Below are 15760 nucleotides of genomic sequence, written 5' to 3'. Positions count from 1 at the left end.
CTGGACTTTGAGCAAATAGAATGATTGGCAAGTGAGCACAATCATGCAATGCCTTTTTCGGCGGCAGAATGAGGGAGCGGCGCGATGAAGTTCGGTCTGGGTCAACCCTTCCGGCGGGTCGAGGATCTCCGGTTCATCACCGGCACCGGCCGCTTCACCGACGACATTCATTATGAGGGCGAGTTGTTCGCCGCCGTGGTGCGCGCCCCCGTCGCCCATGGCGTGCTCAACGGCGTCGATGTGAGCGCCGCGCGCGAGATGGAGGAGGTGCTGGCGGTCTACACCGCCGATGACCTCGCCGCCGACGGCATCGGCGCACTCCCGGTCATCATCGTGCTCGACCATGTGAGCGGCGAGAAAATGCCGCTTCCCGCTCACACGCTGCTGGCCGCCGGCAAGGTACGCTATCTCGGCGAGCCCGTCGCCTTTGTCGTCGCGACCTCCGCCCGCGCGGCGCAGGACGCAGCGGAAGCGGTGATGCTCGACATTGACGACCTGCCCACCGTCGTCGAGCCCGCGAGCGCGCTGGCGCCGGATGCGCCGGAGTTGTTCGAGGAGGCGCCGGGCAATCTGGCGCTGCACTGGCGGCTCGGCGAGATCGACGCGGCCGATGCCGCGCTCAAAGCCTCGGCGCGGGTCGTCGAGGTGGAGCTGATCAACAACCGCATCGTCGTCTCCTCCATGGAGCCGCGCAACGCCATCGGGCTCTATGAGGCCGAGGCCGGCCAGTTCACGCTGGTGACGGGCTCACAGGGCAGCCACATGATCCGCGACTTCATGTTCGAGGGCGTGTTCGGCCTGCCGGCGGACCGCCTGCGCGTCATCACCCCCGATGTCGGCGGCGGCTTCGGCATGAAGGCGATCCCCTACCCCGAACAGGCGCTGGTGCTTTATGCCGCGCGCAAGCTCGGCCGTCCCGTGCGCTGGCAGTCGAGCCGGGCGGAAGCCTTCCTGTCGGACACGCAGGGCCGCGACAACGCCTCGAAGGCGTGGCTCGGGCTCGACGCCGAGAACCGCTTCACCGCGCTGAAGGTGGAGACGCTGGCGAGCGCCGGCGGGGCGCTGTCGGCCTTCGGCGTCTATTGCCCGACACTCTCCGGCCCGCCCATGGCGCCGGGCGTCTACAAGATCCCGGTGGTGGCGACCGATGTGCGCATCGCCTACACCAATAACGCGCCGATCGACGCCTATCGCGGCGCCGGGCGGCCGGAGGCGGCCTATCTGATCGAGCGGCTGGTGGACAAGGCGGCGCGCGAGATCGGCATCGGGCCGGACGCCTTACGCGCGCTCAACATGATCCCGCCCGAAGAGATGCCGCACCGGACCGCGACCGGCGTGACCTATGATTCCGGCGATTTCGTCCGGGTGATGCATCGCGCCATGGAGGAAGCCGACTGGGCCGGTTTCCCGGCGCGGCGGGCCGCGAGCGACGGCACGCTGCGGGGCATCGGCCTTGCCTATTACATCGAGCGCACCGGCGTGCCCGGCAAGGAGGGCGCGCGCGTGGAGATCGCCGCGGATGGCGCGGTGACCGTGCATGTCGGCACCCAGTCCACCGGGCAGGGTCACGAGACCACCTATGTGCAGATGACCGCCGAGGCGCTGGGCCTCGACCCCGCCCGCATCACGGTGAAGACCGGCGACACGGCGCATCCCATTCCGTCGGCCGGCGGCACGGTCGCCTCGCGCTCCATGGTGCATGGCGGCGGGGCGCTCAAGCTCGCCGCCGGGGCGCTGCTGGCGAAAGCGAGCCAGGCGGCGGCCAAGCTCCTGGAGGTCGACGAGCGCGAGCTCGATTTCGACGAGGGGCTGTTCCGCGTGCCGGGCACCAACCGGCATGTCGGCATCGTCGATGTCGCCGCCAAGGTCGGCGGGCTGGAGGGCGTCGGCGATTTCGAACAGATGATCGGCACCTTCCCCAATGGCGCGCATATTTGCGAGGTCGCGGTGGACCCGGAGACCGGGCTCATCGCCGTCGAGCGCTACACGGTGGTCGATGATTTCGGCCGCACGCTGAACCCGCTGGTGCTCTCCGGTCAGGTGCATGGCGGCATCGCCCAGGGCATCGGCCAGGCGATGACCGAGCGCACGGTGTACGACCCCGAGACCGGGCAGATGCTGTCCGGTTCCTTCATGGATTACGGCCTGCCGCGCGCCGACGACCTGCCGTTCTTTTCCGTGACGACGCAGAACACCCCCTGCACGACCAACCCGCTCGGCATCAAGGGCGCCGGGGAAGCCGGCGCCATCGGCGCCCCGCCCGCCTTCGTCAACGCCGTGGTGGATGCGCTGTCGGACCTCGGCATCACCCATCTCGACATGCCGCTCACCCCGTCGCGGGTGTGGGAGGCGGTTCAAGCGGCGCGGGGCTAAGGCGCCAAAGAGTCGGGCGCTGGATCCCGGCTCGGCGCTCCGCCTGCGGCGTCGCTGGGCCGGGAAACGGGTGGCGCGTGTCCCGGACAAGCCGCGCGCTCGGCAACAATCACGCCGTCATCCCCGGGCTTGACCCGGGGATCCACGACTTTGGCGGACGCAAGGGAAGTCGTGGATGGCCGGGCCACGCCCGGCCATGACGTCGCGCAGGGGGACTTCAGGCTCCCATTGCCCCCTACGGAACCTCCGGCCGCGTCGCTTCCTCCGGCCACCAGCCATCGTCGCGCAGGGTGAAGCGCGGGCAGCCATAGGCGGCGCGGATCGTCTCGCGCGGGAGAACATCCGCCATGGCGGCGACCCAGCGATTGGTCTGCTTCATCGCCACCACCATGCCGGCGATCTCAGCGCCCGCGCGGGCCAGCAGCCGGCAGGCGGCCACCGCCGTCGCGCCGGTGGAGATGGCGTCGTCGACCAAGACGACGCGCCGGCCTTCGATGAGCGGCAGCAGGTTCGGGTCGAGCCGCAGGCGCTTGCCCGCCTCGGGCGAGGTGATGGAGGACACCGGCTCGGAGAGCGCGTCGGCGTACCAGAACTTGCGGGAATAGCCGAGCGGCACATAGCGGGTCTGGCCGAGCCGTTCTGCCACCCCGGCGGCGAAGGCGAGGCCGAGTGTCGGCAGGCCGGCAATGATCTCGGCGCCGAGCGCGTGGGCCTCCACGGCCATCGCCTCGGTCAGCGCGGCGACCACCTCATGCGACGCCTGATTGGCGATCAGCGAGGCGACCGCCTGATCGGAATTCGGCAGGCGGCGCAGCGGCAGGACCAGCACCCGCCCATCCGGCAGCGTCACCGGATAGCCCCGCCGATAGGGCGGCGCGGCCGCGACACCCGCCGGCACGCCGGGGTGCAGTTCCTGCCAATAGGCCAGCGTGGATTCGGTGAAATCGTCGGACACGCCCCAGCCTAACGGCGCAGGGCGGGCCGGGCCATCGCCAAGACGGACCCACGCGCCCCGCATCCACAGCGGCAGGGCGCGCGGGCGCTTCAGAACCGGTAGTTCAGGCCGATGCGGAAGAGCTGGAGATTGGCCTCGTTGGAGGCGGTGCGGCCGATCACATCGTCGCCCGCGCCGTTGAAGCCCTGATAGACATAGCCGGTCGAGGCGCCGCTGCAGATCGCCGTGACCTGGCCGCGCCGGCACAGCGTGCGGATCTGGTAATCGCGGCTCACGCCGCCCCGGCCATTACCGAACAGGAAGTCCTCCGCGCCGAAGCCGGCATAGAGATACTCCGCCTTCAGCGACCAGTTGCTGCCGAAGGCATATTCGGCGCCGGCGCCGACGGAGAAGCCGGTGCGCACATTGTCCGCCGTCTCGGTGAAGGCGAGCGAGGTGCTGCTGGGGGTGGGCACGGTGGAGCTGTAGGCCGGGTTGGCGGCGGCGAGATACTGGCCGCGCTGCTCCCGCTCCTTCAGGAAGGCGAGACCGCCCGTGCCATAGACCATCCAGCTGCCGGCGGCGTAGCCGACGCGGGCGCGCACGGTGGAGAGCCAGTCATACTGGTACTTGATACGGGCCTCGCGGGCGTCGCGCTCCATGAGCGCGGCGGTCTCGGTGGAATAGATCACCGCCTCGTCCTGCATCTGCATCCAGGAGAAATCGGCCTCGATGCCAACAACGAGATTATTGGCGAACTGGTAGTTGAAGCCGCCCTGGAAGCCACCGATCATGCCCTCCAGGCTCTGGTCGGCGGATTCGCTCGCCGCCACCGCATTGGCGCTGCCATCGCCCGCCGTGGTGCTGCCGGTGATCCGGCCATAGCCGAAGCCGGCATTCACGCCGGCATAGGGGCCGGTCCACGGGCCGTTGGGCTTGGGAAAGCTCTTGGTCAGCGCCGGCAGCGGCCCCTCCCCGCCCAGCTTGCCGGTGAGCCCGACGGTGATGGTGCGGCCCGGCGCGGGCATGTCGGTGTTGTTGAGCGCGTCGACATAATAGGCGTCGAGCAGGTTCTGCACGCCGACATCGAGCGTCAGATGATCGTTGATCTTCCAACTGCCGAACAGGTCGACCACCGTATAGGGCGCCCAAGCCTTGGTGATGAAGAAATAGGGATCGTCCTCGGCCTGATAGAGCTCGGCGAGGCGCTCGCCGACATAGGTGACGCGCCCGCCGACGGTGACACGGTCATCCCAGAACCGCAGGCCGGCGGTGACCGAGGCGGTGAATTCCGGCGGCACCTGATTGGTCAAATAGTCCGACTGAAGCGTGTAGTCGATGCACTCCCCGTCATCGAGGCAGGCATTGAATCCGGTGTAGTAATTGATGCCGAAATCAACGAAGCCCCAGCCGGCATCGTAACCACCGGAGAATTCGATGCCCTGAAACTGCACATAGTCATAATTGAACAGGATCATCCGGGCGTTCTCATAATCCCGTCCGATATAGTTGTAGGTCTTGTTGTCGAAATAGGCGAGCTTCAGCTTGCCCTCGTCGCCCGGCTTGAACAGGTTCTCACGCAGGAAATTGACGCCGACCTCGAAATTGCGGGCGTTTTCGGCCTCGAGGTCGGGATTGAACAGCTGCTCATAGCGGGTCATGCTGACCTCGCGCAGCCCCGGCGGGCGAATGCCGGTCTGGTACTGCGCGTAGACCTGCCAGCCCTCCGCCGGGCTCAGGGTGACGCTGATCGACGGGCTCACCCCATCGCCGGCATAGGTGGCGAAGTCCTCCCCCTCATAGGACCAGCTCTCCACGCCCAGGAAGGTGCTCTGATAGTTGATGTATTGCAGCTCGCCCACCACCGCGAGCCAGGACCACGGCTCCCATTTGGCCCGGCCGAAGACGCTGGCGACCTGCGCCTGCGCATCCGGCGGGATGGCGCCGTTGCCGTAGTCGACCAGAAGGTCGCCCACCGGCGTGCCGCTCTCCTGCCGGTAGGAACCGCCGAAGGTGACGGCGAGCGGGGTCGAGGCGAGGCTGAACAGCGAGGTGTTGGAGGCGGAGATGCCGGCATTCACCGCGTTCTGCGGCACCGGCGTCGCGGTGGAATAGGCGGCGTAGTTCACCGTCTCGTCGATGTTCGACACATAGGCGTTGGCGTGGATGTCGACGAGATCGGTCTCCACCGGCTTGTAGTGGTAATGCACCGTCGCTTGGTCGAGCGAGACCGAGTTGAGCGGCATTTGCAGCATGTAATTGTCGACATTGACGACGCCCGGCGTCACCTCGCCATAGACATTGTCGTAATGCATGTAGGCGAGCTTGATTTCCTGCTCGTCGGTCGGGCGCAGCACGGTCTTGAGCAGCACGGAGGTCACGTCCTCCGAGGTGTTGTAGACCTCCTGCCCATAGCCATAGCTGGACAGGCGCTGCGGCCCGTCGACGCCGTCATAGGTCAGCGAACCGTTGGTGCCGGCCGAATAATTGCCGGTCTTGCGGCGCACGAAGGCGGCGACGAAGTCGATGTTCTCCGAGGTGGTGGCGAGCGCCAGGCTGATATTGGTCGGGCCGGGCGCGTCGCCGCCGCTCTCGGTGACGCCCGATTGGCCGATCACCGGGTCGGTGAGGCCCGAGGTCAGGCCGGCACGCACGCGGGCGCCATAGGTCTGGCCGGGGTCGAGAATATCGGCCACCCCCAGCGTTTCCGCCGCGATGGTGCCGCCGATGGCTCCCGCGACCGAGCCATCCGGCCCCTTGGTGATGGTGATGCCGGAGATCAGGTCGGGGTCGATATAGGTGCGGTTATCAACGCCATTATAGCCGCGATAGGAGGAGGTCGCCTGCTGCGAGCCGTCAATCGTCGTGGCGACGCGGTTCATGCCCTGAAGACCGCGAATATTCGGGTCGATCGAGCCGCCATTATTGCTGGAGCCGGTGAACACGCCGGGCGTGCTCTGGAAGATCGCGCCCGAGGTCAGGCCGGGAAAACGCTCGATCTCGGCGGCGGAGATGTAGTTGGTCGATCCCGGCGTCTCATAGGGGCGGTTTTCCGGGCTGGTGCCGGCATTCACGTCGATGGTGCCAAGCTCGATCGTGCCGCCGGCTGCGGCAGCGGCCTCCGCGCCGGCCGGCGGCGGGGCGGAAATGGTCACGCTGGTCGGGCTGGTGAAGGCGTAAATGAGGCCGCTGCCGCCGAGCAGACGGGCGAGCGCTTCCTCCGCCGAAAAGCTGCCGCGCAGCGCCGGGGAGGTGCGCCCGCTGGTGAGCGCGGCGGGATAGGCGAATTTGATGCCGGTCTGCCGGGCGAAAATGGTGAGCGCGGCGCCAAGCGGCTGGGCGGGAATGTCGAAGCTCACCCGCGCGGCCGTAGTCGTCTGCGCCTGCGCGCCGATGAAGGGCACCGGCATCAGCATGGTGGAGGCGATAAGCCCCGCCCGCAGCATATCGGCGCGCAAGATGCCGCCCCGCTGTGTCCCCGTTCGCCCCGTAAAGCCCGCCATCTGTCCTGTCTCCGCTTGCGTGACGAGGGCCGTGCCTTGCCGGGTCGTCTGGTCCCTCGCTGGCTAAGACCGGAGCGGCGTGGAAAATCCTCAGTGGCCGGTGCGATTTTTTTGCGGGTCAGCTCGCCGACACGACGGTGAGGTAGGGCGAGAGCTGCATCACGCGGATCGGCAGGCCCTGCGCGAGGGCGGCGAGCGACAGGTCGGGGGTGCGCAGGTCCAGCACCGCATTGACCCGGAGCGCCTTGATCCCCTCCCCGCGCGCGAGGATCCAGCCGGCATCGTAGGGCCGGAGCGCCGCGAGGATGTCGGCGAGCGGGCGATCCTCGGCGATGAACAGGCCCGAGCGCCAGGCGAGGGTGACGTCGGCGGGCTGAAGGGTGACGGGGCCAAGGCGGCCATTGCCGGCGATCTCGACACGCTCGCCGGCGTTCAGCGTCAGGACGGTGGTGCCGGTCACCTCGACGGCATGTTCGGTGACGCCGACCGCGAGCGAGCCATCGCCGCGATTGGCGTCGATGTCGAAAGCGGTGCCGAGGGCACGCACGCGGCCCGCGCCCGCCGCCACCTCGAAGGGGCGTGCCGGATCGGGGGCCACCTCGAAGAAGGCCTGCCCGGCGAGCAGCTGCACGCCCCGCCGCGCCGGGGAGAAATCCAGCGCGAGGGCGCTGCGGGCGTTCAGCGTGACGCGCGAGCGGTCGGCGAGCGTCACCGTGCGCACCTCGCCCGTGCCTGTGGCGATGTCCGGCCGTGCGCCGAGAAGCCCCGCCATCCACGCCCCGCCCGCCCCCACGACGCCAAGACCGGCGGCGCCGCCCAGCATTGCCCGGCGCGACAGGCCGCTTCGACGCGGGCGAGCGGAGGCACCAGGGCGGATCAGGCCGGTCCGCGGATCCTGATGCAGCTCCGACGCCTCGCCCCAGAGCTGCTCGGCCTCGCGCGCGGCCGCCTCATGATCGGCGCTCAGCTCCCGCCAGGCGGTGAAAGCGGCGCGGTCGGCGGGCTGCGCCTCACCGGAATTGAGCCGCACGATGAAGCCGAGCGCCTCGTCGGACAGCGCACGGGGCGGATGGGAAGGACGATCCATGGACAGGCTCACAGAACGGCGCACGGGCCGGAGTGGCTCGGCGGCTTGTCCCTATAGACGGCGCGCGGCGGAGAAATCCTCAACACCCGCCTCACGCCTCATCCCGCATCAGGTCGCGGCAGTGGATGAGCGCGCGCAATATGTGCTTTTCCACCATGCTGACGGACACGCCGAGATGGCCGGCGATCTCACGATGCCCGCGCCCTTCCAGCTTGTTCATCACGAAGGCGGTCTGGCAGGCCGCCGGCAGTTCGTTGAGCAGCACGGCGAGCCGGACGATGCGGCGGCGGTGATGCAGCGGGCCTTCAGGATCGCCCGTCACGGCCAGTGCGTCGATCTCCTCGATATCGACGCGGTAGAGCCATTCGGCATGGCGGCGGGCGGTGAAGTCGATGGCGGCGGTGCGGGTGGCCGCGAAGGCATAGGTCTTGGGATGCTCGATCACCGCCGCCTGGGCGGGGCGGCCGGCGAGCCGCAGATAGGCATTCTGCACCACCTCCTCGCCGCCATCGCGGTCGCCCACCAGCCGGGCGGCGAAGCGCACGAGATCGCGGTGGTGGCGCCGGTAGAGGTCGGCAAGCCAGAGATTGAGACTCACGCGTACCCCCCGCCCGCGCCAGTGGCGGGCAAGATCGGGGGGGTCCGGGGACTGATCGCGCGAAGGGCCAAGGCTGATCACCTGGGACGCCGCGCGCCGCCGGTCACCCGGTACGGGCGGCTCCCGAAAGAGAGGTTCAGCTACCCTTAGCCAATCCGTTTTATCATGCAACATCAATGATTTAGATTGATTACAGATTAAATCTGCGGACACGCAATGGCCCCGGCCGCACGACGCGGGGCGTCACGTCCGGGGCGGTGCCTGCCGTCTAGAACCGGTAATTGAGGCCGATCCTGACGAGCTGGAGGTCCGCCTCGTTCGACACGGTGCGGCCGCTCACCGTGTCGGAGGTGCCGGGTGTCGTCACATTGACATAGCGGGTGATACAGCGCGTTCCGACGTAGATGCAGCCATTTGCCACGCGCGCCGTCGTGCTGCGCAGGACACCGGAACGGGCGTCGCCAAACAGGAAGTCGTCCACGCCGAAGCCGGCATAAAGATATTCAGCCTTCAGCGTCCAGCGGTTGCTGATGGCGTATTCGGCGCCGGCACCGAGTGAGAAACCGGTTCGCGTTTCGGAATCGGTCTCGCCAAATGCCAGATTCGTGCGATCGCCCGCGGTCGACACGATGTATTGCGAGCGTTGCTCGGACTCCCGCAGGAAGGCCAGACCGCCGGTCCCGTAGACCATAAGGCGGCCCGCCGCATAGCCCGCGCGGGCGCGCAGCGTCGCCAGCCATTCAAACGCGTAATCGGTCTGCGACTCCGGCATGTCCGCCGCGATCAGCGTTGCGGTCTCGGAAGCGCCCAACTGGCTCGACGCACCCATCTGGGAGAAGGAGATGTCGGCCTCGACACCCAGCACAACATTGTTGTCGAACCGATAGGTGTAGCCGAACTGGCCACCCCACATGCCGCCGCTGAACGACTGGTCCGCGGACTCGCCGAGCGCATGCGCGTTGGTCGTGCCGTCGGCGAAGGTCGTTTCGCCCGTCACCGAGCCACGCCCATAGGCCGCATGACCACCGACATAGAAGCCGGTCCAGATGTCGTTTTCCGGCAGGGCGATCCGCGGCGGCGCCAGCGTTTCCTCTCCGCCCAGCTTGCCGGTGAGCGACAGCATGAAGGTGCGGCCAGGCGCCGGCATGTCGGTGTTGTTGAGCGCGTCGACGTAATAGGCGTCGGTCAGGTTCTGGACGCTGACATCGAGCGTGATGTTGCTGTTGATCTTGAACTGCGCGAAAGCGTCGATGACGGTGTAGGGCTCCCACACCTTGGTCACCCAGGTGAAGTACATACCGTCCGACTGCACCTCGGCGAGGCGCTCGCCCATATAGGTAACGCGGCCGCCGACCGTCAGCCGCTCGTCGAAGAAGCGGGCGCCGGCGGTGAAGGAAGCGGTGAAGCGCGGGGGAATCTGGTTGGTCAGGTAGTCGGCCGAGAGCGTGTAATCGGTGCAGACCCCGTTCTGCTGGCATGCCTCGAAATCGGTGTAATAGTTGATGCCGAACTCGGCGAAGTAGCGACCCATGTCGTAGCCGCCGGACAGCTCATAACCCTTGAAGCGCACGAAATCGTAGTTGAACAGGCTCATATAGCCGACGCCACCGAACTGCCGGCCGACATAGTTGTCGGTGGTGTTGTCGAAATAGGCCAGCTTCAGCCGCGCCTTGTCGCCGGCCATGAAGACGTCCTGACGCAGCAGGTTGGTGCCGACCTCCCAGTTGCTCGCCTCTTCCGCCTCAAGATCGGGATTGAAGACCTGATCGCTGCGGGTCTGGCTGACCTCGCGCACGCTCAGGGGACGAATGCCGCTCTGATACTGGGCGTAAAGCTGCCACCCCTCGAACGGCGCCACCGTCACGCGGGCACTTGGGCTGAACCCACTGCCGGAATAGGCCGAGAAATCTTCTCCGGGAACGTTGTAGCTCGTCGTTCCGTTGAAGGCGGTTGTATAGGTCAAGTATTCAAGTCCAGCCTCGGCCGTCAGCCAGTCGGTCATCTCCCATTTCAGGCGGGTAAACACCGACGCGACCTCGCGCTCGCCATTGGCCGGCACGGCCCAGAGCGCGAGATCGGTATAGTCATAGGCTGTGTCAGGCCGGGCATTCTCATAGGTATAGCTGCCGCCGAAGGTCAGCGCCGCCGGCCTTTCCGCCAGCGCGAACCGCGCCGTGTTCTGCGCGCTGATGCCGACATTCTGCGATTGCTGCCGGAGCGGCTCGACCACATCCAGCGCCGCGAACATATTGGTCTCGTCGATGCTGGAGGCATACGCATTGACCTTCAGGTCGACCATGTCGGTGTCGACGGGCTGGTAGTGATAGGACGCTGTGACCTGGTTGACCGCCACCGAACTGAGCGGCAGCTGGAAGGTTACGCCATTGCCCGCGGTGATTGCGGACGGCGACACTTCGCCGAAATCATTGCCGTAATAAAGATAGCCTAGCTCGAACTCCTGCTCATCCGTGGGCCGCATCGTAACCTTGAGCAAACCGGAGGTGACGTCCTCCGAGGTGTTGTAGACCTCCTGCCCATAACCATAATTGGATAGTGGCGCGGTCTCTCCGAGATAGTCGACGGTGGTTAGAGCCCCCTGCGTGCCCGCGGTGTAGTTTCCCGTCTGGCGACGGACGAAGGCGGCGACGAAGTCGATATTCTCCTCGCGCGTGGCAACAGCGACGCTGCCATTGCTGATCTCAGTGCTGCCGCCGTCATAATTGGCCGTGGCCTGACCGATGACCGGCGCGGTGCTGTTGCTGCTGACCCCGGTGCGCAGCCGCAGGGCCCAGTTCTCGCTCGGGTTCAGCAGATCCTCCACATTCAGCGTCTCCATGGCGATGGTGCCACCGATCGCCCCGGCGACGGCGCCGTCCGGCCCCTTGGTGATGCTCACGCCGCTGATGAGATCGGGATCGACATAGGTCCGGCTTTGGACGCCCGAATAGCCGCGATAGCTCGAGGTGGACTGCTGGGCGCCGTCGATGGTGACGGCGACGCGGTTCATGCCCTGAAGACCGCGAATGTTCGGGTCGATGGAGGCGCCGTTATTGCCGGTGCCGGAGATGACGCCCGGGGTGCCCTGAAACAGGGCACCGGCGGTCTGCGGCGGGAAGCGCTCGATCTCGGCGCTGGAGATGTAGTTGGTCGAGCCGGGGGTCTCATAGGGACGATCGGCCGGATTGGCGCCGGCATTCACGTCGATGGTGCCCAGCTCGATCGTGCCGTCGGACGCGGTCGCCTCGCTCGAGACGGGGGCGCTGATGCGCACCGTGTTGGGGCTGGTGAAGGCGTAGCTGAGCCCGGTGCCGCCGAGCAGGCGGGCCAGCGCCTCCTCGCGGGTGAAGCGGCCGATCAGCGCCGCGCTGGTGCGGCCGGCGACGAGGCTGGAGGGAAACAGCAGCCGCAGCCCCGCCTGATCGGCAAAGGCGGTGAGCGCCGCGCCGAGCGGCTGGGCGCGAATATCGAGGCTGAGCGCGCGGCTCGCCGTGGCGGTCGCGGGCGAGGTGCCCTGCGCGCGGGCGGCCGGGGCGGCGGCCATCACACTCAGGGCGACCGAGGCGAGAAGCGCGACGCGCCGCGCGTGGCGGCTCCGGCGGCGGCTCTGGCGGGCCGCGTGAGAGAGGTGGTGCGTCGCGTCGGTGGTGGCCTGCATGATCCCTGCCCGTCTTCTGTCCCTGATGGCGCGAGGGCCGGCCTCTTGGGAGCCGGTGCCGCTCGGTGCTCACTCCAAGGACGAGGCGGGGCGCGCGACCTTGCACCGCGCGCCGCAAAAAAATGTCAGCGGATGATGGTCACCAGCGGCAGGCGGGTGATGCGCACGGGCAATGTCTGCTCGATCGTGTCGAGGATGGCGTCGGCGCCGGCGAGGTCGAACACGCCGGTCACCTCAAGCTCGCCCAGCGCGGGATTGGCGATGAGGATGGTGCCGGGGCGGTAACGCTCGATCTCAGCCACCACTTCCGCCAGCGGGCGCTGGTTGACGATCAGCTTGCCGCGCCGCCAGGCGGTCGCCATGCGCGCATCGACCGGCCGGGCGGGCGAGAGGCGCGTGGCCGAATAGCTCACCTGCTGGTCGGCCCCGGCGAGGGTCGGCGCCTGCGCGTCCGCATCGCGCGCCACCGAAACCCGCCCTTCCAGCACGGTGACGACGACATCGTCGGGACGCAGGTCCACATCGAACACCGTCCCCACCGCCCGCGTGGCACCGCCCGCCGCCGCGACGATGAAGGGACGCGCGGCATCGGGCGCGACGGTGAACAGCGCCTGCCCCTCCAGGAGGGTGAGCCGCCGCTCGCTTTTCCCGAGATCGACGCCGAGCGCGGTGCAGGCGTTCATCAGCACGGTCGAGCCATCGGCGAGAGTCAGCGTGCGGCGCTCGCCGACGCCGGTGACATGGTCGGCGAACAGCCGCGCGCCAATGAGGCCGGAGCGCTCCAGCGCGAGGCCCGCCGCGCCGAGGCCGAGACCGCCGATCACCAGGCGGCGGGTGACGCGGGTGCGCCCGGCCTGCCGCTCGCGCCGGCGCACCGCGCTGCCGGCAATGCCGAGCCCGTGCCAGATCGCCTCCGCCTCGCGCGCCGCCATCTCATGCGCCTCGCCGCGCTGGCGCCAGTGGATGAAGGCCGCGCGGTCGGCTTCGGTCGCCCGGCCGGAATGCAGGCGAACCAGCCATTCAATGGCCTCGTCGCTGAGCGCGATGTCCGCCCGGTCGTGGTCGCTGCTGGCCATGATGTGTCGTGATCCGTCCGGTATGCCTCTATCAAGGACGGATCGGGCGGGCCGACCTTGCAGCGGGCGCGCGAAAAAAGCTCATCGCTCGTCGCGGAAGAAGTCGCGGCAATGGCGCAGCGCCTGCGCGAGATAGCGCGCCACCATGCTCTCGGAGACCTTGAGCCGCCCGGCGATCTCGCGATGGCTCAGCCCGTCGCAGCGGTTGAACAGCAGCGCCGCGCGGGGCTTGGGCGCAAGCTTCGTGAGCGCCAGCACGAGGAAGCGGAGCTGGTCGCGGTCGATGATGATGGTTTCCGGCGAGGGGCAGGTGTCGGCAATGGCGTTCAGCACCATGTCGTCGGTGATGACGCCGCCGGTGTGACGCTTCTCGCGGCGGGCGAGGTCGATGGCGATGTTGCCGGCGACGCGCAGGATGAAGGCGCGGTGGTCGGCGATGGGCGGGGTCTGCGGCGACAGGGTGGAGAGGCGCAGCCAGGTCTCCTGCAGCGCATCCTCCGCCAGCTCCTGCGAGCCGACGCGCCGGCGCAGCATGGCCAGCAGTGCCCGCCAGTGCCTGAGATAGGCGGTCACGATCTCGTCCTGAACCTGCGGGGCGGTGGAGCTGGTGCTGGTCATCGCGGCGGGCGTGCCTTTGGGGCCTCAATGGCCCCAGAGCTAACCGCGCAAATCGAAAAAGGCTATCAAAATCAAAAGTTTAGATCTTGTCTAAAGACAATTCGCGGCAACCTGGAACCATCCCACCCACCGGCATTCGCGAAGAGGATTCAACGCCTTCGCGAGGCCGGCTCGCGGAGCCGGAGCCCGCATTTCCCCCTTCGTGCGCTGCCGCAACGAAACGGCGTGCCGGACCGTTGCACCGGCGCAACAGATGGCGACGCCGGGACATGATGCGTGACGGGCCGTGGCCGCAGCGGGGAAGTGTCAGGCGGACCGCCCTACCCTCACAGCTCGCCGGCGGCCATCTGCCGGGCCATGAAGTCGGCCTGCCTTATGGCCAGCGCGACAATGGTCAGCGTCGGGTTGCAGGCGCCGCCGGTGGCGAAGTTGGAGCCGTCGGCGATGAACAGGTTCGGTACCTCCCAGGCCCGGCAATGGCCGTCGAGCACGCCGTCCTCGGCCCTGCCCGCCATGCGGTTGGAGCCGAGATTGTGGCTCGCCGGATAGGCCGGTGCCTCGACCGACCGCTTGGCGCCCGCCGCCTTATGGATCGAGGTCAGCACCTTGTAGCCATGGCTGCGCATCTTCAGATCGTTCGGGTGGTCGTCATAATGGATGTTGGCGACCGGCACGCCATAGGCGTCGAGCTCGTCGGTCAGCGTCACCCGGTTGTCGGCCTGCGGCATGTCCTCGCCGGACATGAAGATGCCGGCCATGTTGGCGTATTGCTCGATCACCGAGGCGAAGTCGCGGCCCCACCAGCCCGGCTCCATGAAGGCGGCGGTGGTGGGCAGGCCCATCGAGTTCATCTCGATATAGAAGCCGCCGGCATAGCCGCGCGACGGGTCGTGGCGCACGAAATCGTCGATCATGCCGCCCATGATCTCCCCGCGATGCATGTGGACCGGCTTGTCGAAGGTCGACCACACGGTCTGGATCAGGTGGCGCAGATAGTGCCGGCCGACATGGCCATAGCCATTGGCGAGCCCGTCCGGGAAACGCGCGCTCTTGGAATGAAGCAGCAGGCGCGAGGATTCCACGCAATTGCCGGCGAGCACCACCGCGCGGGCCTTCTGCCGGTGGGTGACGCCCTGAGCATCGACATAGAGCACCGCGCTCGCCTTGCCGGCCGCGTCATGCTCGATGAACACGGCGCGGGACTGGGCGCGCAGTTCCAGCTTGCCGGTGGCGAGACCCCGGGGGATCTCGACATTCAGCGTCGACCAGCGCGAGCCGGTCTTGTCGCCGGTGATGGTGAAACCGTCCTGGATGGTCGCCGGGCGTCCATCATAGGGGATGGTGTTGATGGCGTGGCGGCCGGTCGAGACGTTCAGCCCCAGCGCGGTGGCGCCGGCATGCATCACCTTGAAATTGTTGTTCGCCGGCAGGGCGGGCAGGCCATTGGTGCGGGTGACGCCCATCTTGGCTTCGGCGAGGTCGTAATAGGGGTTCAGCTCGTCGAGCGTGAGCGGCCAGTCGATCAGCGTGGTGCCAGGAATGTCGCCATAGACGGTCTTGGCGCGCAGCTCGTCCGCGATGAAGCGGTAGCAGCAGGCGGACCAGTGGGTGGTGGTGCCGCCGACCACCTGACAGCTCCAGCTGGGGGTCAGCGGGTGATCCTTGGCGACGCGCCAGGTGCCGGACGAGGTGCGCTTGTCGAGCCAGGACAGCATCTCGTAGCCGCCCCACTCGTCATTGACGAAATCCTCGGCGGTCAGGTGCTTGCCGGCTTCCAGCAGCACCACGTCAATGCCGCGCTGGGCCAGCTCGTTGGCGAGCGTGCCGCCGCCGGCGCCCGAACCGATGATGACGACGACGCCATCGTCGTCGAGGGAATAGGCGGTCATGGGGGTCACTCCGGGAAACGGGAAAGG

At 67.6% G+C, this 15760-nt stretch carries 9 protein-coding genes; 1 reads left to right on the top strand and 8 read right to left on the bottom strand.

The genetic code is table 11. The features are described 5' to 3' along the window. Nucleotides 1-84 precede the first annotated feature (84 nt). Nucleotides 85-2373 (top strand): xanthine dehydrogenase family protein molybdopterin-binding subunit, encoded by a 2289-nt coding sequence (locus tag AncyloWKF20_RS02390; protein ID WP_279316371.1) that lies wholly within the window; start codon nt 85-87, stop codon nt 2371-2373. A 235-nt stretch (nt 2374-2608) separates the two neighbouring features. Here the strand turns inward: AncyloWKF20_RS02390 and AncyloWKF20_RS02385 are convergent, their stop codons facing one another. The 8 genes from AncyloWKF20_RS02385 to AncyloWKF20_RS02350 all read right to left on the bottom strand — a co-directional run bounded on the left by AncyloWKF20_RS02385 (nt 2609) and on the right by AncyloWKF20_RS02350 (nt 15733). Beyond that, on the bottom strand, nt 2609-3328 hold the full coding sequence (locus AncyloWKF20_RS02385) for a phosphoribosyltransferase (protein ID WP_279316370.1): 720 nt from the start codon (nt 3326-3328) through the stop codon (nt 2609-2611). 89 nt (nt 3329-3417) lie between these two features. Continuing rightward, a complete protein-coding gene (locus tag AncyloWKF20_RS02380) occupies nt 3418-6765 on the bottom strand; it encodes a TonB-dependent receptor (RefSeq protein WP_279316369.1) in 3348 nt (1115 codons plus the stop codon). 163 nt (nt 6766-6928) lie between these two features. Next, nucleotides 6929-7897: a FecR domain-containing protein gene (locus tag AncyloWKF20_RS02375; RefSeq protein ID WP_279316368.1), complete on the bottom strand. Its 969-nt coding sequence runs from the start codon at nt 7895-7897 to the stop codon at nt 6929-6931. Nucleotides 7898-7988: 91 nt separating this feature from the next. Continuing rightward, nucleotides 7989-8495 (bottom strand): sigma-70 family RNA polymerase sigma factor, encoded by a 507-nt coding sequence (locus AncyloWKF20_RS02370; protein ID WP_279316367.1) that lies wholly within the window; start codon nt 8493-8495, stop codon nt 7989-7991. 268 nt (nt 8496-8763) lie between these two features. Next, nucleotides 8764-12150 carry a TonB-dependent receptor gene (locus AncyloWKF20_RS02365; RefSeq protein ID WP_279316366.1) on the bottom strand — a complete coding sequence of 1129 codons (3387 nt, stop codon included), beginning with the start codon at nt 12148-12150 and terminating at the stop codon, nt 8764-8766. A gap of 125 nt (nt 12151-12275) precedes the next feature. Then, nucleotides 12276-13226, bottom strand: coding sequence for a FecR family protein (locus AncyloWKF20_RS02360; RefSeq protein ID WP_279316365.1), 951 nt, complete (start codon nt 13224-13226; stop codon nt 12276-12278). An 81-nt stretch (nt 13227-13307) separates the two neighbouring features. Continuing rightward, complete coding sequence (locus tag AncyloWKF20_RS02355) at nt 13308-13844, bottom strand: sigma-70 family RNA polymerase sigma factor (RefSeq protein ID WP_279316364.1); 537 nt, start codon at nt 13842-13844, stop codon at nt 13308-13310. Between the two features lie 326 nt (nt 13845-14170). Beyond that, a complete protein-coding gene (locus AncyloWKF20_RS02350) occupies nt 14171-15733 on the bottom strand; it encodes a GMC family oxidoreductase (RefSeq protein WP_279316363.1) in 1563 nt (520 codons plus the stop codon). Nucleotides 15734-15760 lie beyond the last annotated feature (27 nt).

The organism is Ancylobacter sp. WKF20, assembly GCF_029760895.1.
Lineage (GTDB): Bacteria > Pseudomonadota > Alphaproteobacteria > Rhizobiales > Xanthobacteraceae > Ancylobacter.
Note: the sequence above shows the minus strand (reverse complement) of the source record. Positions and strands in the feature narration are given on the sequence as shown.

Coding starts and splice junctions, on each gene's coding strand:
- AncyloWKF20_RS02375 (WP_279316368.1), bottom strand. CDS start 7,897: ATGGATCGTCCTTCCCATCCGCCCCGTGCGCTGTCCGACGAGGCGCTC.
- AncyloWKF20_RS02350 (WP_279316363.1), bottom strand. CDS start 15,733: ATGACCGCCTATTCCCTCGACGACGATGGCGTCGTCGTCATCATCGGT.
- AncyloWKF20_RS02355 (WP_279316364.1), bottom strand. CDS start 13,844: ATGACCAGCACCAGCTCCACCGCCCCGCAGGTTCAGGACGAGATCGTG.
- AncyloWKF20_RS02390 (WP_279316371.1), top strand. CDS start 85: ATGAAGTTCGGTCTGGGTCAACCCTTCCGGCGGGTCGAGGATCTCCGG.
- AncyloWKF20_RS02365 (WP_279316366.1), bottom strand. CDS start 12,150: ATGCAGGCCACCACCGACGCGACGCACCACCTCTCTCACGCGGCCCGC.
- AncyloWKF20_RS02360 (WP_279316365.1), bottom strand. CDS start 13,226: ATGGCCAGCAGCGACCACGACCGGGCGGACATCGCGCTCAGCGACGAG.